At 74.3% G+C, this 26,404-nt stretch carries 19 protein-coding genes; all 19 read left to right on the top strand.

Annotation, left to right across the window (positions count from 1 at the left end):
- Positions 1-2 precede the first annotated feature (2 nt).
- Positions 3-1,148 (top strand): beta-ketoacyl synthase N-terminal-like domain-containing protein, encoded by a 1,146-nt coding sequence (locus E1287_RS01055; protein ID WP_131962580.1) that lies wholly within the window; start codon positions 3-5, stop codon positions 1,146-1,148.
- Positions 1,145-2,071 (top strand): beta-ketoacyl synthase N-terminal-like domain-containing protein, encoded by a 927-nt coding sequence (locus E1287_RS01050; protein WP_207933953.1) that lies wholly within the window; start codon positions 1,145-1,147, stop codon positions 2,069-2,071. Before E1287_RS01055 ends, E1287_RS01050 begins: the two co-directional genes overlap by 4 nt.
- Complete coding sequence (locus tag E1287_RS01045) at positions 2,065-2,925, top strand: SDR family oxidoreductase (protein ID WP_131962578.1); 861 nt, start codon at positions 2,065-2,067, stop codon at positions 2,923-2,925. Before E1287_RS01050 ends, E1287_RS01045 begins: the two co-directional genes overlap by 7 nt.
- Positions 2,922-4,043, top strand: a complete 1,122-nt coding sequence (locus E1287_RS01040; RefSeq protein WP_207933952.1) for a beta-ketoacyl synthase N-terminal-like domain-containing protein — start codon at positions 2,922-2,924, stop codon at positions 4,041-4,043. The genes E1287_RS01045 and E1287_RS01040 overlap by 4 nt, the downstream gene beginning before the upstream one ends.
- A 1-nt stretch (position 4,044) precedes the next feature.
- Positions 4,045-4,305 carry an acyl carrier protein gene (locus E1287_RS01035; RefSeq protein ID WP_131962576.1) on the top strand — a complete coding sequence of 87 codons (261 nt, stop codon included), beginning with the start codon at positions 4,045-4,047 and terminating at the stop codon, positions 4,303-4,305.
- The gene (locus tag E1287_RS01030) at positions 4,302-4,679 is read left to right on the top strand and encodes a hypothetical protein (protein WP_131962574.1); all 378 of its coding nucleotides are present in this window, start codon (positions 4,302-4,304) and stop codon (positions 4,677-4,679) included. Before E1287_RS01035 ends, E1287_RS01030 begins: the two co-directional genes overlap by 4 nt.
- Entirely contained in the window at positions 4,676-5,173 is a 498-nt protein-coding gene (locus E1287_RS01025; RefSeq protein ID WP_131962572.1) for a 3-hydroxyacyl-ACP dehydratase, read from the top strand. Before E1287_RS01030 ends, E1287_RS01025 begins: the two co-directional genes overlap by 4 nt.
- On the top strand, positions 5,170-5,931 hold the full coding sequence (gene fabG, locus E1287_RS01020; RefSeq protein ID WP_243718480.1) for a 3-oxoacyl-[acyl-carrier-protein] reductase: 762 nt from the start codon (positions 5,170-5,172) through the stop codon (positions 5,929-5,931). The genes E1287_RS01025 and fabG overlap by 4 nt, the downstream gene beginning before the upstream one ends.
- A complete protein-coding gene (locus tag E1287_RS01015; protein ID WP_131962570.1) occupies positions 5,928-6,647 on the top strand; it encodes a DsbA family protein in 720 nt (239 codons plus the stop codon). Before fabG ends, E1287_RS01015 begins: the two co-directional genes overlap by 4 nt.
- A 131-nt stretch (positions 6,648-6,778) precedes the next feature.
- Entirely contained in the window at positions 6,779-8,533 is a 1,755-nt protein-coding gene (locus tag E1287_RS01010) for a fatty acyl-AMP ligase (RefSeq protein WP_131962568.1), read from the top strand.
- Positions 8,530-10,275: an acyl-CoA dehydrogenase family protein gene (locus E1287_RS01005; protein ID WP_131962566.1), complete on the top strand. Its 1,746-nt coding sequence runs from the start codon at positions 8,530-8,532 to the stop codon at positions 10,273-10,275. Before E1287_RS01010 ends, E1287_RS01005 begins: the two co-directional genes overlap by 4 nt.
- Positions 10,272-11,975 carry an acyl-CoA dehydrogenase gene (locus tag E1287_RS01000; RefSeq protein ID WP_131962564.1) on the top strand — a complete coding sequence of 568 codons (1,704 nt, stop codon included), beginning with the start codon at positions 10,272-10,274 and terminating at the stop codon, positions 11,973-11,975. Before E1287_RS01005 ends, E1287_RS01000 begins: the two co-directional genes overlap by 4 nt.
- Positions 11,976-12,010: 35 nt before the next feature.
- Positions 12,011-12,277: an acyl carrier protein gene (locus E1287_RS00995; protein WP_131962562.1), complete on the top strand. Its 267-nt coding sequence runs from the start codon at positions 12,011-12,013 to the stop codon at positions 12,275-12,277.
- Positions 12,277-13,692, top strand: coding sequence for a condensation domain-containing protein (locus tag E1287_RS00990; RefSeq protein ID WP_131962560.1), 1,416 nt, complete (start codon positions 12,277-12,279; stop codon positions 13,690-13,692). The genes E1287_RS00995 and E1287_RS00990 overlap by 1 nt, the downstream gene beginning before the upstream one ends.
- A gap of 64 nt (positions 13,693-13,756) precedes the next feature.
- Positions 13,757-14,725 carry a TauD/TfdA family dioxygenase gene (locus E1287_RS00985; RefSeq protein ID WP_131962558.1) on the top strand — a complete coding sequence of 323 codons (969 nt, stop codon included), beginning with the start codon at positions 13,757-13,759 and terminating at the stop codon, positions 14,723-14,725.
- A gap of 101 nt (positions 14,726-14,826) precedes the next feature.
- On the top strand, positions 14,827-15,855 hold the full coding sequence (gene sbnA, locus E1287_RS00980) for a 2,3-diaminopropionate biosynthesis protein SbnA (protein WP_131962556.1): 1,029 nt from the start codon (positions 14,827-14,829) through the stop codon (positions 15,853-15,855).
- 22 nt (positions 15,856-15,877) lie between these two features.
- Complete coding sequence (locus E1287_RS00975; protein ID WP_207933951.1) at positions 15,878-16,099, top strand: MbtH family protein; 222 nt, start codon at positions 15,878-15,880, stop codon at positions 16,097-16,099.
- A 3-nt stretch (positions 16,100-16,102) separates the two neighbouring features.
- Positions 16,103-21,007: a non-ribosomal peptide synthetase gene (locus E1287_RS00970; RefSeq protein WP_131962552.1), complete on the top strand. Its 4,905-nt coding sequence runs from the start codon at positions 16,103-16,105 to the stop codon at positions 21,005-21,007.
- Positions 21,004-26,404 (top strand): non-ribosomal peptide synthetase (locus E1287_RS00965; protein WP_131962550.1); only part of this gene is annotated, 5,401 nt, incomplete at its 3' end. The genes E1287_RS00970 and E1287_RS00965, both read left to right, overlap by 4 nt.

Genomic DNA, 26,404 nt, shown 5'->3' with positions numbered 1-26,404 from the left:
CGATGACGGGGGATCCCGGGGCCGAACCGGTGGTGACCGGCGTCGGCGCCGTCACCTGCTTCGGCTACGGGGCCGGGACGCTGTGGGAGGCGATGGGCGCCGCCGCGGCGCGCGGGCCCGACCGTCCCGCCGACCCGCTGGCGCGCATGGCGCTGCCGCTGATCCACCTGGTCCCGGACGGCGGCGGCGAGGCCGACCGGGCCGCCCGGTTCGCGCTGGCCGCCGCCGACGAGGCGCTCCGGGACGCGGGGCTCACCGCGGCGCCGGACGCGGCCGTCGTCGTCGGCAGCTGCATGGGCGAGGTGGCGGCGAGCGAGCGGGGACGCGGCGCGACCGGCGCCGCATGGGACCCCGCGTTCCGGCTCGCGGCGGCGGTGGGCGACCGGCTCGGCGCGACCGGGCCGAACCTCAGCGTCGCCAACGCCTGCGCCGCGGGCACGTTCGCGGTGAGCGCGGCCGCCGACCTGGTCCGGGCCGGCGAGGCCGACCTGGTCATCGCGGGCGGCTCCGACGGCTACTCCCGCATCGCGCTCGGCTGCTTCAACCGGCTCGGGGCGGTGGACCCGGTCCGCTGCCGCCCGTTCGACCGGCACCGCGCCGGGACGATCTTCGGTGAGGGGGCCGGGATGCTCGTGCTGGAGTCCCGCGCCCGCGCCGAGTCCCGCGGCGCCGCCGTCCTCGCGCGGATCGGCGGGGCGGGCTGGAGCTGCGACGCGCACCATCCGACGGCGCCCGAGCCCGGCGGGGCGCAGGTCGCCAGGGCCGCGCGCGAGGCGCTGGGCGACGGCGGCGCGCCGGACTGCGTCATCCCGCACGGCACCGGGACCCGGCTGAACGACGTCCTGGAGGCGGGCGCCCTGCGGGACGTGATCGGCCCGGGCCTGGACCGCGTCCCCCTCTACAGCCTGAAGGCGCTCATCGGGCACACCGGCGGAGCGTCCGCGGCGATCGCGGCGTGCGCGGCGGTGCTGATGCTGCGGAGCGGGACGGTCCCGCCGAACGTGCCGCTGGACGAGCAGGACCCCGAATGCCCGGTATGGCTTCCGCAGTCCGGCCCCGAACCGCTCACCGGCCCCGGCCGCAGGGTCCTCGTGAACGGTTACGGCTTCGGCGGCAACAACTGCTCGGTCGTCCTGGAGGCGGCGTGACTCCTGAGATGGACGCCGTCGTGACCGGGATCGGGGTGGTCGTCCCGGAGGCGGGCGACGACCCCGCGACCTGGTTCGACGTCCGGACCCGGCTCGGCGGCCGCGGCTACCGGTACCTTCCGCCCGCCGCCCAGTACCTCGTGGCCGCCGCACGGGACGCGCTCGCCGGAGCGGGCGACGTCCCCGAGGACCGGCGGGGCGCCGTCCTGGCCACCAACAACGGCCTCACCGCGACGCTGGACGAGATGGACCGCACGGTCGCCGACCAGGGCGCCGACGACCTGAGCCCGGCCCGCGCCCCGTTCTTCGCGATCAACGTGCTGGGCAACCGCCTGGCGTCCGACCACGGCCTGAAGGGGTTCGCCCTCACCGTCACCTCCCCCCGCGTCGCCGGGCTGGAGGCCGTGCAGTCGGGCCTGCGGGCCCTGTCCGCCGGGCGGTGCGAGGCGCTGCTGGTGGCGGCGGCCGAGGACGGCCTGCCGGACCGCGCGCCCGAGCACGGCGCCGTCGCCCTGGCGTTCGAGCCGCGCGCGGCGGCGGAGGCTCGCGGCGCCCGCCCGTACGGCGCGTGCCGGGTCCGGACGATGTTCGCCCCGCCCCGCCTGCTCGGCGACGCCGCAGGCCGGGACCGGATCGGCGCGGCGATCCGCGCCGCCGCGAAGGACCTGGGCAACGGCGCGACCCTTCCGGCGGAGGTCGTCGACGACGGGTCGGAGGTCGCCGACCTGGCGTGCCGCGCGCTGGCCGACGCGGCCGGGCACGCGGCGGAGATCCGGCGGACACCGGCCGGGAACGGGTGCCTCACCCCCATGACGCGGCTGGCCGAACTGCTGACCGGCCCGCCCGGGGACCGACTCATCGTGGCCGCCGCGGGCGAGGGGAACCTCGCGCTCGCGCGCGTCGAGGGGAGCCGATCGTGCTGATATCGATCAAGGGCGCCTGGTGCCTGGTGCTGGGCGCGTCCAGCGGCATCGGGAAGGCCATCGCCGAGGGGCTGGCGCGCGAGGGCGTCAACGTCATCGGCGTCCACTTCGACACCGGGGCGCGTGCGGAAAAGGTCGCGGTCCTTGTCGAGGAGCTGCGCGGCCACGGCGTGGAGGCGCACTTCTTCAACGTCAACGCCGCCGCCGAGCAGACCCGCGCCGACATGACGGCCCGCGTGGCGGAGCTGACCGGAGGGGCGGGGCTGCACGTCCTCGTCCACTCGCTGGCGTTCGGCTCGCTCGTGCCGTTCCTGCCGAGGGGCGGCCACCCCGCGGGGATCGGCAGGCGGCAGATGGCCATGACGCTCGACGTCATGGCGCACAGCCTCGTCTACTGGGTGCAGGACCTCACCGCCGCGGGCCTTCTGCCGCCCGGGTCCAAGGTCTACGCGATGACCAGCTCGGGCACCACGCAGGCGCTGCCCAGCTACGGGGCCGTGAGCGCGGCCAAGGCGGCGCTGGAGTCGCACGTCCGCCAGCTCGCCCTCGAACTGGCGCCCCGGCGGGTGGCGGTCAACGCCCTGCGCGCCGGGACGACCGTGACGCCCGCGCTGGAGCGCATCCCCGAGCACGCCGAGTTCGTGGACGAGGCCGCCCTGTCCAACCCGCACGGACGGCTCACCACACCGGAGGACGTGGCCGAGGCGGTGGTGCTGCTGTCGCGCACCGACTCCTCCTGGATCACCGCCAACACCATCGGGATCGACGGCGGGGAGCTGTACGCGCCCGGCACGGTCTGGGGCGCCCGCCCGGCCGCCGAGGCCCGTGACGACAGCGAAGAGGGGACACGATGAGCTCCGATGCACTGGTGATCACCGGATGGTCGGCGATCTCGGCCTTCGGCCTGGGCGCGGACGCCTTCGCCGGAGGACTGCGGGCCGGACGCTCCGGCGTACGGCCGCTCGCCGCGGACGCGGCCGGATCCGATGAAGGCGGGCTCGGGCCGTTCGAGCGGGGCGGAGCGGTCCCGGGCTTCGAGGCCGCGGAGGTGCTGGGCAAGAAGGGCACCCGCTCCATGGACCGCGTCACCGCCCTGACCGTCGCCGCGAGCGGCCTCCTGCTGGAGTCGGCGGGCCCTGGGCTGACCGACGACCCCGACAGCGTCGGGCTGGTGCTCGGCACCGGGTCCGGCAGCGTGCAGAGCATCATGGACTTCACCCGCGACGGCCTGACCGGCGACAAGCCGTACCACGTGGATCCCGCGCTGTTCCCCAACACGGTGATGAACCGGATGGCCGGGCTGAGCGCCATCTGGCACGGGCTGCGCGGTCCCAACGCCACCGTCGCCGCCGGCGCGCTGACGGGGCTGTCGGCGCTCAACTACACCGCCCGGCTGCAGCGCTGCGGGCACGCCGGGACGATGCTGTGCGGCGCGGCCGAGGAGCTCACCCCGCGGCGGGCCTGGCTGGAATGGCGGGCGACCGGCGGCGACGCCGCGCCGATCGGCGAGGGCTGCGCGATGTTCCTGCTGGAGCGCGCCGCCGACGCCGCCCGCGGCGGCCGTCCTGCCCTCGCGGCCGTGCTCGGCTTCGGCTTCGCCGCCGCGGGCCCCGAGCTGTCCCTGCGGGAGGCGCTGGTCCGGTGCGTCCGCGGGGCCCTGGACCGCGCCGGACGCGACGCCGCCGACGTCCGCGTGGTCGCGCCGTCCGACGCGCAGGGCCGGGAGGGCAAGGAGGAGCGGGCCGCCCTGGACGAGGTCGTGGGCGCCGCCCCCGCCGTGCACTGCCGCGAGGCGATCGGCGACACCGGCGCGGCGTCCGCCGCCTTCCAGCTCGCGGCCGTGCTCGCCGGCGCGGCGGACCGTCCCGGGCTCGCCCTGGTGACCTCGGTCGACCGTGCCGAGGGCACGGCCGGCTGCGCGCTGTTCGACCTGCCCGCCGCCGACGGCGGCGGCCGAGAGAAGGGAGAGTGACATGGCTGACCGGTTCGACAAGCTCGACAAAGAGGAGCTGCGGGGCCTGATCGCCGAGGTGCTGGACCTCCCGGTGGCCGAGGTCACCGACGAGGCGCACTTCCTGGACGACCTCGACGTGGACTCGCTGATGGCGCTGGAGATCATGGTCCGGCTGGAGAAGGCGTACGGCCTCCGGCTGGAGGAGACCGAGCTCGAGTCCATCACCACCCTCGCCGGCACCTACGACCTGCTGGACGGCCGCCTCAAGGCGGTGTCATGACGCAGGTCGTCCACGACCCCTCCGCCGCCCCCGGGCGGACGGAGGCGGTCGCGTCGTTCCCGGTCGACGCCGGCGACCCGGTGTTCCCGGGGCACTACCCGGGCTACCCGGTGCTGCCGGGCGTGTACCTGATCGAGTACGCCGACCGCGCCGTGCGCGCCCAGCCCGCCCTCGCCGCGGGCGGGCCGCCGGTGCGGCTGGCGGCGGTGGAGCGCTGCCGCTTCCTCGCGCCGGTCTATCCGGGCGACGTGGTCACCATCGCGCTGACCGCCGAGGACACCGAGGCGGGCCTGCGGTGCACGGCGAAGGCGGCGACCGGCCGCGGTCCCGCCGCCGACATCACGCTGTCCTACCGGCGGGAGCAGGCCGGATGATCGGCGTCGACGCGATCAAGCGGATCATCCCGCACCGCCACCCGATCCTGCTGGTGGACCGGGTGCTGTCCGTCGAACCGGGCGTCCGGCTCACCTCGCTCAAGGCGGTGACAGCGGCGGAGCCGTGCTACGCGGACGTCCCGGACGACGCGGACCACGCCTACCCCCCGTCCCTGCTGATCGAGTCGTGGGCGCAGTCGGCCGTGCTGCTGGCGGTCTGGGAGCAGCCCAACCCCGATGTGCTCGCCGGCAAGGTCGAGCTGGCCGGGGCGATCAACGACGTCCGCTTCGAGCGCCCCGTCCACCCGGGCGAGGCGCTGCGGCACGAGGTGCGGATGGTCCGGGCGGTCGCGGACACCGCCATCCTCGCGGGCGAGACCACGGTGGACGGGGCGACCGTCATGTCCGTCGGCCATTTCGTGGTCGCGCTGCGTTCCATCGACGCGCTCGGGCCGGTGCCCGAAACCGGCCGCGTGAAGGAGACAACCGCGTGAAGGAGAGCACCGTGACGGACACGGCACGTCCCGTCGCACTGGTCACCGGCGGCTCCCGGGGGATCGGCCGCGCCGTCGTCCACCGGCTCGCCGAGTCGGGGTACGACGTCGCGTTCTGCTACCAGCGCAGCCGGGAGGCGGCCGAGCTGGTCGCCAAGGAGGCGCGAGAGCGGGGCGCGCAAGTGCTGGCCCGGCAGGTGGACGTCACCGACCGTCCCGCGGTCAAGGCGTTCACCGGCGCCGTCGAGGACGAGCTCGGCCCCGTCGCCGCGCTGGTCGGCGTCGCCGGGATCGTCGCCGACCGGCCGCTGCTGCTGATGCGCGACGACGACTGGGACGCGGTCCTGCGGACCAACCTCGACGGCACCTACAACGTGTGCCGCGCCGCCCTCTTCCCGATGCTGAAACGCAAGGCGGGCGCCGTCGTCACCGTCTCCTCGATCGCGGGCGTGGCGGGCAACGCGGGGCAGACCAACTACTCGGCCGCCAAGGCGGGCATCATCGGGTTCACCAAGGCGCTGGCCAAGGAGGTCGGCCCGCACGGGCTGCGCGCGAACGTGGTGGCGCCCGGCTTCATCGAGACCGACATGACCGCCGGGCTCCCGGACAAGCTCACCGGGGAGATGCTCGGACGGATCTCGCTCGGCAGGTTCGGCCGGGCCGAGGAGGTCGCCGACCTCGTCGCGTTCCTGCTGTCCGACCGCGCCTCCTACGTCACCGGCCAGGTGTTCCAGGTCGACGGGGGAATGGCGCTGTGAGCCGCCGGAACCGCCCGCCGCGCTTCTACTTCAACCTGCGCAGCCCCTACTCGTGGCTGGCCTACCGCGACCTGCTCGACCGGTACCCGGACGTGGCCGAGGGACTGGAATGGGCGCCGTTCTGGGAACCGGACGAGACGAGCCTGAAACTGCTCGCCGAAGCGGGCGGGGAGTTCCCCTTCACGCCGATGTCCAAGGCCAAGCACCTCTACATCCTCCAGGACGTCCGGCGCCTGGCCGCCGACCGCGGGCTCGCGATCGCCTGGCCGGTGGACCGCGAGCCGTGGTGGGAGGTGCCGCATCTGGCCTACCTGGTCGCCCGCCGGCACGGCCGGGGCGCGGAGTTCATCGCGCTGGCCTACCGGGCGCGCTGGGAGGAGGGCCGCGACATCTGCGACCCGGCGACCGTCGCGGGAATCGGCGCCGAGCTCGGGCTGGACGCGGCCGACCTCACCAAGGCGGTGGACGACCCGGAGATACGCACGGAGGGCGTACAGGCCCTCATGGACGTCTACAAGGACGGCGTCTTCGGGGTGCCGTACTTCGTGAACGGGTTCGAGAGGTTCTGGGGCGTGGATCGGCTGGCCGCGTTCGCCGCCTCCGTCCGCGGCCCCGCCGCGGACGGCAGGGCCGCGGACGGCGGGCCCGCGCCCGCGCGGGCGGGCGGCGGTGTCTCCGCGCTCGTCGACGATGGCCACGCCGGCGGCTGCGGCTGACCGCGACCCATAGGCCGCGTATAGCCCACGTATAGGGGCGGCCGTGACGATCCGATCATCGAAACGCTCGTCCAGACGAGCCAGAGACCGTTGGGAGGCCGGGGTCGCGCGTGCCTGATCTCGCTGATCTGATGACCGTGGTCTCGCGCCATGCCGGCCGGGCCCCGGGCGCCGCCGCCGTCCGCTTCTTCAGCGGCGCCGGCGAGCGCCGGACGGAGGAGGTCCTCACCTACGGCGCGCTCGACCGCTCGGCGCGGGCGACCGCCGTCGCGCTCCGGGAGCGGTGCGTTCCGGGGGACCGGGTGCTGCTGCCGTTCCCGCCCGGTCCGGGCTTCGCCGAGGCGTTCCTCGGCTGCCAGTACGCGGGACTCGTCCCGGTGCCGGTTCCCGTGCCCGCGCGGACCAGCCACCAGGTCGACCGGACCGTGAGCGTCGCGGCCGACGCCCGTCCGGCACTGGTCCTCACCGCGGCGGCGGCGCTGCCGGACGTCCGCGCCCGGCTCGACGGCCAGGGGCTCGCCCGGCTCGGCGCGGTCGCGATCGAGACCGCGCGGGAGGCGGACCCGGACGGCTGGGACGCCCCGCCCCGCGTCCCGGACGACCTGGCGTTCCTCCAGTACACGTCCGGCTCGACCAGCGATCCCAAGGGCGTGATGGTCTCGCACGCCAACCTCGTCCACAACCTGGACCTGATGCGGCGCAGCCACGGCTGGGACCGGGACACGCGCTTCTGCAGCTGGCTGCCCCTCCACCACGACATGGGGCTCATCGCCATGCTGCTGATGCCGCTCTACCTCGGCGGCACGGCGGCGATCATGCCCGCGACCGACTTCCTCAAGCGCCCGCGGACCTGGCTCCAGCTGATGGACGAGACCGGCGCCCAGGTCAGCTGCGCGCCCGATTTCGCCTACGACCTCTGCGCGCGGCGCGTCACGGCGGAGCAGGCGGCTGAGCTGGACCTGTCGCGCTGGCGCCAGGCATGCAACGGGGCCGAGCCCGTCAGGGCGGAGACGCTGCGGCGGTTCGGCGAGCGGTTCGCCATCGCGGGCTTCGCGCCCGAGGCGTTCCTGCCCGGCTACGGGCTGGCCGAGGCGACCCTCTACGTCTCCGGGGCGCCCGCCGCGTCCGCCCCGGTCGTCACCCGGGTCGACGCCGAAGCGCTCCGGCGGGACGCGTTCGTCCCCGCCGATGGCGGCTCGGCCAGCCTGGTGAGCAGCGGTCACGTCCGGGACCTGGACGTCCGGATCGTCGATCCCGCGACGGCGCGGACGCTGCCCGACGGACGGGTCGGCGAGGTCTGGATCCGCGGCGGGAGCGTGGCCCAGGGCTACTGGATGCGGCCCGAGGAGACCGCGCGCGCGTTCGGCGCGGTCACGTCCGGCGGCGAGGGCGGCTTCCTGCGCACCGGCGACCTCGGCGTCCGGCAGGGCACGGAGCTTTACATCACCGGCCGCCTCAAGGAGATGCTCATCGTGCACGGCCGCAACCTGTACCCGCACGACATCGAGCGGGAGGCCGAGGGCCTCGACGAGGCGTTCGCCGGGCTGGCGAGCTGCGCGTTCGCGGTGCCCGCGCCGCGCGAGGAGATCGTCGTCGTGCAGGAGGTCCGGGTCCGCGGGCTGGACGCCGCGGAGCCGTCCGCGCTGGCGCGCCGGGCCAGGACCGCGCTCTCCACCCGGCTGGGCGTCGCCGTCGGGGGCTTCGTCCTCGTCCGCGTGGGCCAGGTGAGCCGGACGACCAGCGGCAAGATTCAGCGGCTCCGCGTCCGGGAGCGTTTCGCCGAGGGGGCGCTGCGCACCGTCCACGAGGACCTGGACGCCGCGGTCCGCGACCGGTACCGCCCAGCCGTGCGGCGAGCGGCCGAGCCCGTGCGGAACCCGGCATGAGGTACCAGCCGTACGCGCTGACCGAGCGCCTGGAGGAGCGCTTCGGCGACCCGGGCGACGCGTCCCGCGCCTTCTCCCTCGCCCGCTGCGCCGAGCTGGACCGGCGCGAGGAGTTCCCCGCCGCCATCTGCCGGGAGCTGGACGAGGCGGGCGTCGCCGCCTACTACGTGCCCGCCCGCTACGGCGGCGCCGTCCGGACGTTCGAGGACACGCTGCAGGCCGTCCGGCTGATGGCGCGCCGCGACCTGACCGTCGCGATCGGCCACGGCAAGACGTTCCTCGGCGGCGTCTCGGCCTGGGTCGGCGCAGAGCCGGACCAGGCCCGGCGGGTCGCCGCCGAGGTGCTCGGCGGCAGCGTCGTCTCCTGGGGGCTGACCGAGGCGGCGCACGGCAGCGACCTGCTCGCGGGAGAGGTCACCGCGGCGCCGGTGGCGGGCGGCTACCGGGTCGCCGGGGAGAAATGGCTGATCAACAACGCCACCCGGTCCGACGTCGTGTGCCTGCTCGCCCGCACCGACCCCGGCGGCGGGCCGCGCGGGTTCAGCCTGCTGCTGATGGACAAGCGCCGGCTCGGCCCCGGCGGCTACCGGTGCCTGCCGAAGGTCCGGACGCACGGGGTGCGCGGCGCCGACATCAGCGGCATCGGCTTCGACGGCGCGGTGGTGGACGCCGGGGACATGCTCGGCGAGCCCGGCAGCGGTGTCGAGACCGTCCTGAAGGGGCTCCAGCTCACCCGGACCCTGGTCGCCGCGCTGTCGCTCGGCGCCGCCGACCGTGCGCTGCGGCTGTGCACCGGCTTCGCGCTCGGCCACGAGCTGTACGGCCGCCGCCTCGCCGACCTCCCGCACGCGGCGCGCACCCTCGCCGAGGCCTACACCGACCTGCTGACCGCCGAGGTGCTGAGCCTGGTGGCGACGCGCGCGATCCACGCGCTGCCCGGCGAGCTGAGCGTGCTCTCGGCGGTGGTCAAGTACCACGTGCCGACGAGCGTCGACGCGCTGATCGCGAACCTGGGGCAGACGATGGGCGCGCGGGCCTTCCTCGCGACCGACGACGGCAACGGCATGTTCCAGAAGGTCGAGCGCGACCATCGCATCGTCGGCATCTTCGACGGGAACACGCTGGTCAACCTGAACGTCGTGATCAACCAGTTCCCGGTGCTGGCGCGCGGGTTCGCCCGGGGCCGCGCGGACGAGCCCGGCGTGGCCGCCGCGGCGGGCGCGGCGGAGCCGCCGCCGGACTTCGATCCGGAGCGGCTCGAACTGGTCGCCCGCGCCGGATGCTCGCTCCTCCAGGGACTGCCCGCCACGGTGGCCGCGCCGCCCGGCGGTATGCCCCCGGCCGTGGCCGATCTGGCGCGGCGGCTCTGCGAGATCGCCGCCGGCGTCCACGAGCGGATGGCCGCTCATCGGCCCTCCGCGCGGAACGTCCCCGGAGCGGCCTTCGACCTCGCCCGCGAGTACGCCCTGTGCGTCACCGGCGCGGCCTGCCTCCACTTCTGGCTCCACAACCGTGAGTGGGCGGGCGCCGAGAAGCGGACGGCCGGGCTCTGGGACGACGCGCTCTGGCTGGAAGCCTGCCTGACCCGCCTGCTCGCCAGGCTGCGGCCCAGCCCGTCCGACGACGACGACTACGACGGCGGCACGGTCTTCGACCGGCTGCTGCCCGAGCTGGTGGCCCAGTACCGCGCGGGACACCTGTTCTCCCCGCTGCTCTGCCGACTGCCCGAGGAGCGGCCATGACGCATGCCACCGCGACCCCCGCCCCCGAGACCGGCTCCGCCGGTCCGGGCGAGCTGGAGGCCCTCCTCGGCGATCCGCTGGACCCGGCGAACCCGCTGGGCCACGCCGCCGTCCTGGCCGCCGACGAGCGCGGCGAGATCCTCGCCGCAGGGGAGGACGCGCTCGACGCCTACGGCCTGAACGCCGAGTTCGTGCCGCGCCCGCTCGGCGGCCGGTTCGAGCGGGCGGACCGGTTGGCCGAGACCGTCCGCGCCGTGTTCCGCCGCGACGTCACGCTCGGGCTGGGCTACGGCATCACCAACTTCGTCGCGGCCGCACCCGTCTGGGCCTCGGGGAACCCGGAGCAGCAGGCGTGGCTCGCCCGGCTGCTGCTGCGCAACCGCCGGGCGGCCGCGGCCTACACCGAGCTCCCGCACGGCAACGACTTCACCCGCAACGAGCTGACCGCACTGCCGTCCGCCCGCGGGTTCACGGTGGACGGGCGCAAGGAGCTCGTCAACAACGTGGGCCGCGCCGACGCGGTCGTGCTGTTCGCCCGCACCGACGACGGGCCCGGCAGCCGGAGCCACTCGCACCTGCTGGTCGACATGACCGCGCTGCCCGCGGACCGCCGGACCTACCTGCCGCGCTTCCCGACCGTGGGCGTGCGCGGCTGCCTGCTCGGCGGCGTCGAGTTCACGGACTGCCCCGTGCCGGGCGACAGCCTGCTCGGCGAGCGCGGCGGGGCCATGGAGACCGTTCTCAAGGCGTTCCAGGTCACCCGCGCCGTGCTGCCGGGGGTGGTCATCGGTGCGCTGGACACCCAGCTGCGGACGGCCACGGACTTCGCCCGGCACCGCGTCCTGTACGGCGGGACGGTCGCCGACCTGCCGAACGCCCGCGCCACGCTGGTGGGCGCCTTCGTCGACCTGCTGATCTGCGACGCCCTGGCGACCGTGGGGGCCCGCGCGCTGCACCTGCGCCCGGCGGAGACCAGCGTGCTGACCGCGGCGGTGAAGTTCCTGGTGCCCAAGATCCTGCGAGAGGCGTCCTACGCCCTGTCGGTGCTGGTCGGCGCGCGCTCCTACCTGCGCGACGGCCCGTACGCGATCTTCGAGAAGACCATGCGGGACCTGCCGCTGGTGACGTTCGCGCACGCCAACGCGGCGGTCTGCCAGGCGACGATCATCCCGCAGCTGCCCCGGCTGGCGGCCCGGAGCTGGCTGCGCGCCGACCCGCCGCCGGACGCGCTGTTCGACACCCGCGCCGAGCTGCCGCCGCTGGACTTCGGCGGGCTCGCGATCAACGCGCGGGGCGCCGACGGGCTGTCGGCGATGCTCGCGGTGGCGGCCGGCGACGCCGATCCGCGCGTCGCCGAACCCGGCGCCCGCCTCGTCGCCGAGCTGGACCGGCTGCGGCGGGCCTGCCTCGACCTCCCGGCGCGGGACCGGACCGCGCTCGCGGGCCGCGCCGCCTTCGACCTCTGCGAGCGCTACATCGTCCTGCTCGGGGCCGCCGCGTGCGTCGGCGTGCGGCGGCACGCCACCGGCTTCCTGGCGGGGCCCGACTGGATCACCGGCGCGCTCGCCCGGCTGGAGGCCCGCCTCGGCCGCCGCGCCCGGCTCCCCGAGGGCACCGAGGCACGCCTGGCCGCCGAGCTGTTCGGCCGGGCGGACGACCACCTGACCTTCGACCTGTACGCCCGGCGTCTCGCCGGCTGACCAGATCCCATCCCCGGCCAGAGGAGCAGCGACATATGCCGGACGCGAGCACCGTCCCGTCGGAGCAGACCATCCGCGATTGGCTGATCGAGCGGGTCGCCTTCTACACCGAACGCGCCCCGGACGCGGTCGATCCCGACGTCCAGATCGTGGAGCTGGGCCTGGACTCGGTCTACGCGCTGAACCTGTGCGGCGACATCGAGGACGAGTTCGGCTTCGAGGTCGAGCCCACGCTGGGCTGGGACCACCCCACGGTGAACGCCATCACGGCCTTCCTGATCGGGGAGCTGGGGCGGCGCTGATGGAGGGGAACCAGCGCGGCCTCTCGGCCGGCCAGGAGGCCATGTGGTTCGTCCACCGGTGGGCCCCCGACAGCGCCGCCTACAACATCACGCTGGCCTTCCGGGTCCGGACCCCCGCGTCGGCGCCGCTGGACGTGCCGATCCTGCGCCGGGCCGTGGCCGAGCTAGCGGGACGCCACGAGGTGCTGCGCTCGACGTTCGCCGAGGAGCGGGCGGGCCCGGTCCGCCTGGCCGGACAGGTGGACCTGGTCGGCCTGGACGTCCGGGAGGTCCCCGGCGCCGGCGACGCGGAGCTGCACGACTTGGTCGCCGAGGCCGGCTCCGCACCGTTCCGGCTGACCGAGGAGGCGCCGCTGCGGGTGGTCCTGCTGCGCCGCGCCCCGGACGACGCGGTGCTGGTCGTCGTCACGCACCACATCGTGTCCGACCGCACCTCCCAATGGCTGATCATGCGCGACCTCCTGGACGCCTACCTGGGGCTTGCCGAAACCGGGCGCCCGGCCTGGCGGCCGCTGAAGGCGACGTTCGACGACCATGTGGCGGCCGAGCGGCGGATGCTCGCCTCCCCGCAGCGGGCGGAATTGGAGGAGCGCTGGTCGCGGCTCTGCGCCGGGGCCCCGGCCGCCGAGCTGCCCGCCGACCGGCCGCGTCCGGTGCGGCAGACCTTCGGCGGCGCGACCCACCGGGTGGCCTTCCCCGCCGACCTCGACCGGCGGCTGCGCGAGCGCGCCGAGCGCGCGGGCGTCACGCCGTTCGTCCAGCTCCTCGGCGTCTTCCAGGCGCTGCTGCACCGGTACGGGGGGCAGCCGGAGTTCCTGATCGGCTGCCCGGTCGCCACCCGGTTCGGCGGCGCCATGCGGGACGTCGTCGGATACCTGGTCAACACCGTCGCGCTGCGCGCCTCGTTCACGCCCGACACCACGTTCGCCCAGGCGGTGGAGTCGGCGCGGCGGCAGATGCGCGACGCCGTCGGGGTCGCGCGCTACCCCTTCGCGCTCGTGCCCGGCGTGCTGGGCCTGCCGCGGGCGCAGGACCGCCCGCCGGTCTTCCAGATCGCCGCCACGATGGTGGCCACCAGCCGGCTGGAGCCGCTGCTGGACCTGCTCGCCGACGACGCCGCCGCGGAGCTGGACTACGGCGGGCTGCGCCTGTCGATCGTGGACGTCGCGCACATGGAGGGCCAGCTCGACCTGAGCGTCGAGCTCCGGCGGAGCAGCAACTCGCTCACCGCCGTGCTCCGCTACAACACCGACCTGTTCGAGCGCGAAACGATCGAGCGGCTCGGCGACCATTTCCTGCTGCTGGCGCGGGCCGCGGTGGACGACCCCGGCGCCCGCGTCGGCGCCGTCTCCCTGATGACCGACGACGAGCTGCGCGGGCTGCTCCGGCTCGGGCAGGGTGCCGCCGGACCGTGAGACGACATCCGCCAGGGGGGCGGCCACCGGCCGCGAAGACCACGGAAGAGGACGGGGACCAGGCATGACATCGACGGACATCGACAGGCTGGCGCTCACCCAGGCCGAGCGGGACGACCTGCGGGCGCTCGCGGACAGGCTGACGCGGACCGAGCCGCGGCGCGTGGACGAGCGCGCATGGGTGGACGCGGCAAGGGCGCTGTCCTGCGCGGCGCCGCGCCGGCTGCGGGAGCGGCTGCGCGCGTTCCGCACCGATCCGGGCACCGACGGGCTGCTGCTGATCTCGGGGCTCCCGGTGGACGCGGCGTCGCTGCCGCCCACCCCCAGCGTCCCCGGCTCGGTGGAGCGGACCGCGACCGTGGCCGCCGCCGTGCAGGCGCTCCTCACCCTGCAGCTCGGGGAGATCATCGCGTTCCGGAACGAGAAGTCCGGCGCGCTGGTGCAGAACGTGGTGCCGGTGCCGGGCAGGGAGACGTCGCAGAGCAACGCGGGCGCCGAGGTGCTGGAGATGCACATCGAGAACGCCTTCCACCCGCACCGGCCCGACTTCGTCGCGCTGTTCTGCCTGCGCAACGACCACGAGGACAAGGCCGGCCTGCGGGTCGGCTCCATCCGCCGCGCGGCGGCGCTGCTGACCGACGACGACCGGAAGGTGCTGTCGGAGGAGCGGTTCGTGACCGAGCCGCCGCCCTCCTTCGGCGACATGGCCGGGGCGGCCGTCCCGCACGCGGTGCTGACCGGCGCCTGGGACGACCCCGACGTGCGGGTCGACTTCCTCAGCACCCACCCCCGCGACGACGGCGCGCGGGCGGCGATCAGGGCGCTGCAGGACGCGTTCACCGAGGTCACCCGGACGCTCGTGCTGCGGACGGGGGAGATGGCCCTGCTCGACAACCGGCTGGCGATCCACGGGCGCACCGCGTTCACGCCCCGCTACGACGGCAACGACCGGTGGCTGTACCGCACGTTCGTCCACCTGGACCACCGGCGCTCCCGCGCCCTGCGCGCCGAGAACGGCAATGTGCTGGCCTGAGCCATATATAGCTGCGGTATAGCGGCATTTCACATTATGGGGAAAACGTGGCGGGAGAATCGCGTGTTCGAGCCAACGGAATTATCGGGGGAAGGGAATTCGTGGACGAGGTGACGGCCGCGGGAGTGCTCTCGACGATCGGCGACACGCCGCTCGTCGAGCTGGCGAAGCTGCTGCCCGACTTTCCCGGACGGGTCTTCGCCAAGCTCGAGCGGTTCAACCCGGGCGGCAGCATCAAGGACCGGTCCGCGCTCAGCCTGCTGCTGGGCGGGCTCCGCTCCGGCGAGCTGGTGCCGGGCCGCTCGGTGGTCGTGGAGTCCAGCTCGGGCAATCTGGCCATCGGCATCGCGCAGATCTGCCGCTATTTCGGGCTGCGTTTCATCTGCGTGGTGGACGCGAAGACGACCGAGCAGAACCTGGCGATCCTGCGGGCCTACCAGGTCGACGTCGAGGTGGTCTCCGAGCCCGACCCGGAGTCCGGCGAGTACCTTCCCGTCCGCGTGCGGCGGGTCCGCGAGATCGTCGAGAACACGCCGCACGCGTTCTGGCCCGACCAGTACTCCAACCCGCTGAACCCGCGGGCGCACGAGCGCACCATGGGCGAGATCGCCGCCGCGCTGGACGGGCGGGTCGACTACCTGTTCTGCGCCACCAGCACCTTCGGGACGCTGCGCGGCTGCGCCGCCTACCTCCGGGCGAACGGGATGGACACCACCGTCGTCGGCGTGGACGCCGTCGGCAGCGTCCTGTTCGGCGGCGCGCCCGCGCCCCGGCTCATCCCGGGCCACGGCGCCTCGATCCTCCCCGCCCTCGCCGCGCCCGAGCTCGCCGACCGGGTCGTGCACGTGACGGACCTGGAGTGCGTGGCGGCGTGCCGGCGGCTCATCGGCCGGGAGGCGATCCTGGCCGGCGGCTCGTCCGGCGCGACCGTCGCCGCCCTGACCAGGCTCGCCCCCGAGCTGGAGCCGGGCGCCAACTGCGTCCTGGTCTTCCCCGACGGCGGCGACCGCTACCTCGGCACCGTCTACTCGGACGACTGGGTGCGCGCCCGCTTCGGCGAGGTGTTCCACCTCTGGAAGGACCCCTTGGACGGGCCGCCGCGACCGCGGACCGCCACCCATCAAGGCTGATCGCAAGGAAGGACGAGTTCAGGTGGCTGACCAGCAGCAGAACGACGACGTGCGCTACCGCGTGGTGCGCAACGACGAGGAGCAGTACTCGGTGTGGTGGGCTGACCGGCCGCTGCCCGAGGGCTGGCACGCCGAGGGCACGGAGGGCGCCCGCGAGGAGTGCCTGGCGCACATCGCCGAGATCTGGACGGACCTGCGTCCGCTGAGCCTCCGCCGCCGCATGGCCGGGCAGAGCGCGGGCTGACCCATGACCGAGCGCCTGCTTTCCGACACCGAGCGCCTGCTTCCCGGCAAGGTCGCCCGGCGGGCCGAGCGGTCGCCGGAGGCGGTCGCCGTCACCGCCGGCCGCGACCGCCTCGGCTACGCCGAGCTCGACCGCCGCGCCAACCGGCTCGCTCATCTGCTGCGGGCCCGCGGCGCCGGGCCGGGGTCCCTGGTCGGCGTCCGCATGCACCGCGGCCTCGACCTGGCCGTCGCGCTGCTCGGCGTCTGGCGGGCGGGCGCCGCCTACGTCCCGCTCGACCCCGCGCACCCCGCCGAACGGCTGCGCTGGATGCTGGCCGAGACCGGCGGCCCGCTCGTCGTGACGCAGCGGGCGCTCGCCGCCGAGCTGGCCGGAACAGGCACCGAGGCGGTGCACGCCGACGCCGACCCGATGCTCGCCGAACTGCCCGCGACCCCGCCGGACGGCGGCCCGGGGCCCGCGGACGCCGCCTACGTCGTGTTCACCTCCGGCTCGACCGGCGTCCCCAAGGGCGTCGTGATCAACCACGAGGGGATCGCGAACCGGGTGGCGTGGACGGTCCGCACCCACGGCCTCGGCGAGCGGGACCGGGTCCTGCAGAAGACGTCGCTGAGCTTCGACGCCGCGTGCTGGGAGTTCTTCGCTCCGCTGGTGAGCGGCGGGACCGTCGTCATGGCCCCGGTGGGCGCCGAGCGCGACCCCGCGGCCATGGTCGGCGCGATCGCGCGGGACGGCGTCACCGTGCTGCAGGTCGTCCCGTCCGTGCTGCGGATGCTCGTCCGCGAGCCCGGCTGGGACGAGTGCGGGTCGCTGCGGCTGCTGTTCTCCGCCGGGGAACCCCTGTACGCCGAGCTGTGCCAGGAGTTCCGCGGGCTCGTCCCCGGCGTGGAGATCTGGAACACCTACGGCCCGACCGAATGCTCGATCGACGTGACCGCGCACCGCTTCGATCCCGCGCAGCCGTCCGGGCCCGTGCCCATCGGCCGGCCGATCGACGGCACCCGCGTCCTGGTGCTGGACCCGCACGGCTCGCCCGTCCCGCCGGGCCTGCCCGGCGAGCTGTTCGCGGGCGGCCCCGGCCTCGCCCGCGGCTATCTGGGCAGGGCCGACCTGACCGCCGGACGCTTCGTGCCCGACCCGTACGGGCCGCCAGGATCCCGCCTCTACCGGACCGGCGACCGGGTCCGGTGGCGGCCCGACGAGACGCTGGAGTACCTCGGCCGCCTCGACCACCAGGTCAAGGTCAACGGCGTCCGGATCGAGCCCGGCGAGGTCGAGTCCGCGCTGCTCGCCCACCCGGCGGTGCGGGGCGCCGTGGTCGCCGCGGCCACCGCCCCCGACGGGACCGACCGCCTCGTCGGCTACGTGGTCGGCGCGGACGGCATCTCCACGGACATGCTGCGCGGACATCTGCGCGACCGCCTGCCCGAGCAGTTCGTCCCCTCCGTGTTCGTCCGCCTGGACGCCCTCCCGCTGACCGCGAACGGCAAGGTGGACCGCGCCGCGCTGCGCGCCCCCGACCTGACCGAGAACCCCGGCCGTCCGCCCTACGTCGCCCCCCGCGACCCCGCCGAGGAGCTCATCGCGCAGACCTGGTCGGAGGTGCTCAAGGTCGACCGGGTCGGCGTGCACGACGACTTCTTCCAGCTCGGCGGCACCTCGCTGATCCTCACCCGGCTCGCCGGACGGCTGCGGACCGCGCTCGGCGGCCGGGACCGGCTGCGCGGCCTGTTCGGCGCCCCGACCGTCGCCGAGCAGGCACGCCTGCTGTCCGGGGCCGGGGACGAGCCGCCGCCCGTCCAGGCCGTGCCGCGTCCCGCCGGGGGCACGCTGCCCGTCTCGTTCGGGCAGCGCAGGCTGTGGTTCCTGGACCGGATGCGGCCCGGCAGCCCGGAATGGCTCGCGCCGGTCTTCATCCGGCTCGACCCCGGCACCGACCCCGACGTCGTCCGCCGCGCGCTGGCGGACCTCGCCGACCGGCACGAGATCCTCCGGACCCGCTACACCGAGGAAGCGGGCGAGCCGCGGCAGATCGTCGACGCGGAGACCGAACCCGACCTGGCCGTCCTCGACACCGACCGGGCAGGTCTCGCCAAGATCTTCCGGACCGAGTTCGACCGGGGCATCGACCTTGAGACGGGCCCCGTCTGGCGCGCGGTCCTGGCGCGCCCGGACGGCGAACCGCCGCTGCTGCTCCTGACGATCCACCACATCGCCTGCGACGGCTGGACGGCGGCGCTGCTGGAACGCGACGTCCGGGAACTGTGCGCCGCCCGCGCGGCCGGCGGCACGCCTGAGCGGGCGCGGCCGTCCGTCCAGTACGCCGACTTCGCCGCCTGGCAGCGCGACTGGCTGTCGCCCGAACGGCTCGAACGCGCGCTGGCGTTCTGGCGGAGGGCGCTCGCCGACCTCCCGGCGCTGCGGCTCCCCACCGACCGCCCGCGCCCCGCCGAACGCGACGCGCACGGCGCCGTCATGCCCTTCACCGTCCCGGCCCCGCTCGCCGGCGCCCTCGACGCGCTCGGCCGGTCCGCCGGGACCACCCCGTTCATGACGCTGCTGTCGGCCTTCTCCGTCCTGATGGGCCGTTACGCGGGCCAGCGGGACGTCGCGATCGGCACCCCGGTCGCCGGGCGGAGCCAGCCCGAGGTGCAGGAGACTGCGGGATTCTTCCTGAACTCCCTCGTCCTGCGCTGCGACCTCGCGGGCGGCCCGTCCTTCCGCGAGGTCCTGACCCGCACCCGCGCCATGTGCCTGGCGGCCTTCGCCCACCAGGAGCTTCCTTTCGAGCACCTGGTGGACGAGCTGCAGCCCGAGCGCGACCTGTCCCGCACGCCGCTCTACCAGGTCGCCTTCGACCTGCACGACGAGCGGCTCACCAGCGGCGGCGCCGACCTGACCGACCTGGACACCTACCAGGAGAGCTGGCACGTCGCCAAGACCGACCTCACTCTCTTCATGCGCCGCCGCCCCGACGGCTCCCTGGTGGGCGCCTTCGAGTACGCCACCGCCCTGTTCGACGCCGCCACGGTCGAGCGCCTGGGCCGCCATTTCGTACGCCTGCTGGACGCGCTCGCCACCGACCCCGACGTCCTGGTCGACGCCGTGAACTTCCTCGCCACCGACGAGCGCGAGCTGCTGGTGTCGGGTTGGAACCAGACGTCAGCGTCGGTGCCGCAGGTGTCGGTGGGCGAGTTGTTCGAGCAGCAGGCGTCACAGACACCGGACGCGGCGGCGTTGGTGTGGGGCGAGGGCTCGCTCACCTATGCCGAGCTGGACGCCCGTGCGAACCGGTTCGCGCGTCACCTCCAGGGTTTGGGTGTGGGTCCGGAGTCTGCGGTCGGTGTGCAGCTGGATCGCGGTCCGGATTTGGTGGCGGTGTTGCTGGGTGTGTGGAAGGCGGGCGCCGCCTACGTGCCGCTCGACCCGACCTATCCGGCCGAGCGTGCGGCGTCGATGCTTGCCGACGCAGGCGCGGAGGTGACCGTGTCCTCCGTGGACTGGGAGTCCCTGTCCGGCCTGGACGATGGGCCACTCGATGTAGCGGTGGACCAGGACAACTTGGCCTACGTCATCTTCACCTCTGGATCGACGGGCCGTCCCAAGGGTGTGCAGGTCACGCACCGGGGTCTGGTGAACCATGTGCGGTGGGCGGCCGATGAGCTGGCCTCGCACGGTTCTGGTGGCGGGGCGTTGTTCTCGTCGGTGGCGTTCGACCTGCCGGTGCCCAACCTGTGGGCGCCGCTGGTGTGCGGCCAGCCCGTGCGCATCTTCCCGCAAGACCTGGACCTCGCTGATCTAGGCCGGGCATTGATGGAAGCGGCTCCGTTCAGCTTCCTGAAGCTGACCCCGGGCCAACTGGATGTGGCGACCGAGCGGTTGAGCGACGCCGCCGGGTTGGCCGGGTTGATCATGGCGGCGGGTGAGCCGTTCACGCGGCGGACGCTGGAGCGGGTGCGGGAGCTGGGGGTCACCGGCCCGATCGTCAACGAGTACGGCCCGACCGAGGCGACCGTAGGCACCTGCATTTTCCCGGTGCCAGACGATGCCGATTGGGATGTGGTTCCCATTGGGTCGCCGTTGCCGAACATGACGATGTATGTGCTGGACGGTGGGATGCGCCCGGTCCCGGTGGGTGTGGTCGGTGAGCTGTATGTCGGTGGTGTGGGGGTGGCGCGCGGGTATGCGGGCCGTCCGGAGTTGACCGCTGACCGGTTCGTCCCCGACCCGTTCGGGACCCCCGGGACGCGGCTGTACCGCACGGGTGACCTGGTGCGCCGCGCACCCGACGGGAACGTGGAGTTCGTCGGGCGGGTGGACGATCAGGTCAAGATCCGCGGGTACCGGGTCGAGCCGGGCGAGATCCGGGCCGTGCTGGCCGGGCACGAGGACATCCGGGACGCTGCGGTGATCGCTGAGGCCGAGCGGCTGGTGGGCTACTACACCGCCGACCAGGATGTCCCGGATCTGGCCGAGTACTGCGGGCAGCGGCTGCCGGAGTACATGGTCCCGGCGGTGCTGGTCCGGCTGGAGGAGATCCCGCTCAACGCCAACGGCAAACTCGACCGATCCGCCCTCCCCGACCCGGAGGCGGGACCGGACGGGCCCGAGCTCGTCGAGCCGCGCAACGTGGTCGAGGAGCGGGTCGCGGAGCTGTGGACGGACCTGCTGGGCGGCACCCAGGTCGGCGTCGACCACAACTTCTTCCAGATCGGCGGGAACTCGATCCTGGCCATCCGGCTGATCTCCAAGCTGCAGGAGGCCTTCGAGATCGAGCTGCGGGTCCGGACGATCTTCGAGCGGCCGACCGTCGCCGGCCAGGCCGCGGCGATCGAGGAGCAGATCAGGGCGGAGATCGACGCGCTGCCTGACGCCGCGCTGGCGGCGGACACCGAGGGAGAGTCATGAGCACGGGCGAGATCGTGACGTCGGACCCCGCGCGGCTCCGGGCGGAGCTGCTGCGCAAGCGGCTCGCGGGCCTGGGGCAGGGCGGCGGCGGCCGCGGCCGCCGCCAGGTGATCGAACCGGCGGACCGCTCGGGCCGGCTGCCGCTGTCGTTCGGGCAGCAGCAGATGTGGTTCCTCAACCGGCTCGACCCGGACGGCACGGAGTACCTCGTCCCGATGGTGCTGCGGCTGCGCGGCCCCCTGGACGCCGCCGCGTTCGCCCGGGCCTGGAACACGGTCGTCGGGCGCCATGAGGTGCTGCGCACCCGCTACGCGATGGCGGGGGACGAGCCGGTGCAGGTCATCGACCCCGCCGCGGACGTGGAGGTGCCGCTGACCGACCTCTCCTCCGTCCCCGAGGACGGGCGGTGGGACGAGGCGTTCGCGCTGGCCGAGCGCGAGGCGGCCACCGGGTTCGACCTGGAGCGCCAGTGGCCGGCCAGGGCCCGGCTGGTGCGCCTCGCCGCCGACGACCACCTGCTGGTCATGGCGTTCCACCACATCGCCTGCGACGCCTGGTCGACGGGTCTGCTCGCCGCGGAGCTGAGCGCGGCGTACGGGGCGTTCGCCGCGGACCGCGAGCCGTCGCTCGAACCGCTGCCCGTCCAGTACGCCGACTTCGCCGCGTGGGAGCGCGCCCGGATGTCGGGGCAGACCCTGGAGCGGCACCTCGGGTACTGGCGGGACCGGCTGGCGGGCCTGAACCCGCTCGAACTGCCGACCGACCGGCCGCGCTCGGCCGTCCGCGACCGCGCGGGCGCGCTGGTCGCCTTCGACTTCCCCGCCGGGCTCGCCGGCGGCGTGCGCGACCTGGCGGCGCGGCACGGCGTGACCCCGTTCGTGGTGCTGCTCACCGGCTTCCAGGTCCTGCTCGCCCGCTACACCGGGACCACGGACGTCGCCGTCGGCACGGCCGTCTCCGGGCGGGAGCGGCCCGAGCTGCAGCGGCTGATCGGCTACGGCATCAACAGCCTGGTGCTGCGGGCCCGCTGGGACGGCGACCCGACCTTCGCCGAGCTGCTGGCCCGCGGCCGGACGACGACGCTCGACGCCTTCGACCACCAGGACGTCCCGTTCGCCCGCCTGGTCGACGAGCTGCAGCCGGACCGCGATCTGTCCCGCACGCCGCTGTTCCAGGTCGTGTTCGACCTGGTCGAGCCGCGGGCCGCGCTGTTCGACCTGCCGGGGATCGAGGTCACGGCGGTCGAGGCGGCGGGCCGCACCGCACGCTTCGACCTGACGCTCCAGATCGAGGACGGGCCGGACGGCGCAATGAGCGGCCGTCTGGAGTACGCGACGGCGCTGTTCGACGCGGAGACCGCGCGTCGCCTCACCGGGCACCTGGTCCGGTTGCTGGAGAACGTCGTCGCGGACCCGGACGCGCGGACCTCGACCGTCGACCTGCTGCCCGCCGCCGAGCGCGACGGGCTGCTCGCCGCGGGCGCGGGCCCGGAGCCGGCCGCGACGCCGCGTCCCGTCCACCATGTGATCGCCGAGTGGGCGGCGCGGACCCCGGACGCGGTCGCCGTGACGACCCGGGACGGCGAGACGACGTTCGCGGACCTGGACGCGCGGGCCGACCTGTTCGCGCGGCGGCTGCGAAGCCTCGGCGTCGGCGCCGAGACCCTGGTCGGGGTCCTGCTGGACCGCGGCCCCGACATGGTGGCCTGCCTGCTCGGCATCTGGCGGGCGGGCGGCGCCTACGTGCCGCTCGACCCGTCCTACCCGGCCGACCGGCTCGGCTACATCCTCGGCGACACCGGCGCCCGGCTGGTGGTGACCGAGGCGCGGCACGAGCCCCTCCTGGACGGCGTCCACAGCGGCGACCGCCTCGTGATCGACCGCGGCGGCCTGGACGGCGCGGCCGGCGAGGACCCCGTGGAGCCCGCGGCCGATCTCGACACCCTCGCCTACGTCATCTACACCTCCGGCTCGACGGGACGTCCCAAAGGCGTGCTCGTCCCGCACCGGGGCCTGTCCGGCTACCTCGACTGGACGGTTGACGCGTACGCGTCCGCCGGGTCCGGCGGGGCGCCGCTGTTCTCCTCGATCGCCTTCGACCTCGGCGTCCCTGATCTCTACACCCCGCTCATGACCGGGCAGCCCGTGCACCTGCTACCGCAGGAGTTCGAGATCACTCAACTGGGCGAGCTGCTGGCGGAGCGGGCGCCCTACGCGTTCATCAAGGTCACCCCCAGCCACCTCGCGCTGCTCACCGAGCAACTGGACGCGGAGCGGCTGGCGAGTCTCGCGGGCCTGGCGATCGCGGCGGGCGACGCGTTCACCGCCCGGCTCGCCGACCGGTGGCGCGAGCTGGCGGGCCCGGACGGCACCCGGCTAGCCGCCGAGTACGGCCCGACCGAGATCACGGTCGGCAACTCCGGGCTGGAGGTCACCGGCGGCGCCCGCGCGGAACTGGTCTCGATCGGCCGTCCCATCCCGGCGACGACGATGTACGTGCTGGACGCGCTGATGCAGCCGGTGCCCGCCGGGGTCGTCGGCGAGATCTACATCGGCGGCGCCGGCGTCACCCGCGGCTACGTGAACCGCCCGGACCTGACCGCCGAACGCTACGTGCCCGACCCGTTCGGGCCGCCCGGAGCGCGGCTGTACCGCACCGGCGACCTTGGCCGCGCCACGGCCGCCGGCGACGTGGAGTTCGCCGGCCGGGTGGACGACCAGGTCAAGATCCGCGGCTACCGGATCGAGCTCGGCGAGATCCGCTCGGTGCTGGCCCGCCACCCCGGCCTGCGCGACGCCGTCGTCGTCACCGACGACAGCGGCGCCGAGGGCGGCGGCGCCCGGCTGGTGGCCTACTGCGTGCCCGCCGTCGGCGACCTGCCGTCCCGCGCCGACCTCGACGCGCACTGCGCGGCGGTCCTGCCCGACTACATGGTCCCCGCCGCCTACGTGCCGATCGGCGCGATCCCGCTGACCGCCAACGGAAAGGTGGACCGGGCGGCGCTGCCCGCCCCGGACCGCGCCGCGCTCGGGTCGGGACGCGAGTTCGTGGCCCCGCGCACCCCCGCCGAGGAGCGGGTCGCCGCGATCTGGGCCGAGGTGCTCGGCGTGGACGGCGCCGGCGTCCACGACGGCTTCTTCGACCTCGGCGGCGACTCCATCCGCGCCGTCGCGCTCGTCGGCGCGATGAAGGAGGCGGGCTTCGCCGTCACCGTCCGCGACATCTTCGACCACCGCACCATCGCCGCGCTGTGCGAGGCACTCGACCTCACCGGGGAAGGGTCGCAGGATGGTGCCGTCACCGGGATGGTGGCCGCGGTCGCGCCGTTCGAGCAGATCTCCGACGCGGACCGGGCCGCGCTCCCGGACGGCGTCGTCGACGCCTACCCGCTGTCGCGCGTCCAGCTCGGCATGATCGTCGAGATGCTGTCCGGGGACGGCACGAACAAGTACCACAACGTGACGTCCTTCCGGATCCGCGACGACGCGCCGTTCGACATGGACGCCTTCCGGCGCGCCGTCGCGCTCGTCGTGGAGCGGCACGAGGTGCTGCGGACCTCTTTCGACCTGGAGTCCTATTCCGAGCCGCTCCAGCTCGTCCACGCCGGCGCGGAGATGTCGCTGGGCATGGCGGACCTGCGCGGCCGGGACGAGGAGGAGCAGCGGCGGGCCCTGCACGACTACACCGTCCGGAACCGCGCCGAACTGTTCGACCTCGGCGTCCCGCCGCTGCTGCGGCTGTTCGCCTACGCCTGCGACGACGACGTCTGGTGGCTGTCGACCACCGAGTGCCACCCGATCCTGGAGGGCTGGAGCCATCACACGCTGCTGATGGAGCTGCTCGACGCCTACCGGCGGATCCGGGACGGCGCCGAGCCCGAGCCGTTCGACGCCCCGCCGGTCCGGTACGCGGACTTCATCGCCGCCGAACAGGAGGCGCTCCGCTCGGACGAGGACCGCTCGTACTGGACGGAGATCGTCCGCGACCACGCCAAGTTCGCCTGGCCGCAGGGCTGGGGCGAGGGCCCGGACGCGCCCCGCCAGGGATATGTCGTCCCGGTCATGTTCCGCGACCTCGTGGACGACCTGCGCGTTCTCGCGAGCAAGACCGAGGTGTCCCTCAAGAGTGTCCTGCTGTCGGCGCACCTGAAGGTCCTCAGCATGCTGACGGGCGAGGAGTCGTTCTACACCGGCCTCGTCTGCAACGCGCGCCCGGAGGTCACCGGCGCCGACCGCGTGTACGGCATGTACCTCAACACGCTGCCGTTCGCCCACGAGCGCGGCGCCCGCACCTGGCGGGACCTGGTGCGCCAGGTGTTCGCCCGCGAGGTGGAGCTGTGGCCGCACCGCCGCTTCCCCATGCCGGAGATCCAGCGGCTCGCCGGCGTCGACCGGGTCGTCGAGACCAGCTTCAGCTACCAGGACTTCCACCAGGTCGACACCGAGCTCATCGACTACCTCGCGAGCATCGACGAGAGCCCGACCGAGTTCGCCTTCGCCGTCTCCGCCCGGGTCGGCTACCTCATCCTGTCCTGCAACACCCCCAGCCTCACCCGCGAGAACGCCGACCGCCTGGCCTCGATGTACCGGGCCGTCCTGGAGTCGATGGCCGCCGACCCCGAAGGCGACGCGCAGGCCGCCTACCTGCCCGAGGGCGAGCGCGACCTGCTGGTGTCGGGTTGGAACCGCACGTCAGCGCCGGCGCCGCAGGTGTCGGTGGGCGAGTTGTTCGAGCAGCAGGCGTCACAGACACCGGACGCGGCCGCTTTGGTGTGGGACGAGGGCTCGCTCACCTATGCCGAGCTGGACGCCCGTGCGAACCGGTTCGCGCGTCACCTCCAGGGTTTGGGTGTGGGTCCGGAGTCCGCGGTCGGTGTGCAGCTGGATCGCGGTCCGGATCTGGTGGCGGTGTTGCTGGGTGTGTGGAAGGCGGGCGCCGCCTACGTGCCGCTCGACCCGACCTACCCGGCGGGCCGGGTGGAGTCGATGCTGTCCGATGCCGCTGCTGAGCTGACGGTTTCCACGGTGGACTGGGAGGCGCTGTCCGGTCTGGACGACGGACCGCTGGATGTAGCGGTGGACCAGGACAACTTGGCCTACGTCATCTTCACCTCTGGATCGACGGGTCGTCCCAAGGGTGTGCAGGTCACGCACCGGGGTCTGGTCAACCATGTGCGGTGGGCGGCCGATGAGCTGGCCTCGCACGGTTCTGGTGGCGGGGCGTTGTTCTCGTCGGTGGCGTTCGACCTGCCGGTGCCCAACCTGTGGGCGCCGCTGGTGTGCGGCCAGCCCGTGCGCATCTTCCCGCAAGACCTGGACCTCGCTGATCTAGGCCGGGCATTGATGGAAGCGGCTCCGTTCAGCTTCCTGAAGCTGACCCCGGGCCAACTGGATGTGG

The organism is Actinomadura sp. KC06 (assembly GCF_004348735.1).
Lineage (GTDB): Bacteria > Actinomycetota > Actinomycetes > Streptosporangiales > Streptosporangiaceae > Spirillospora.
This window is presented reverse-complemented; position numbering and strand designations above follow the sequence as displayed.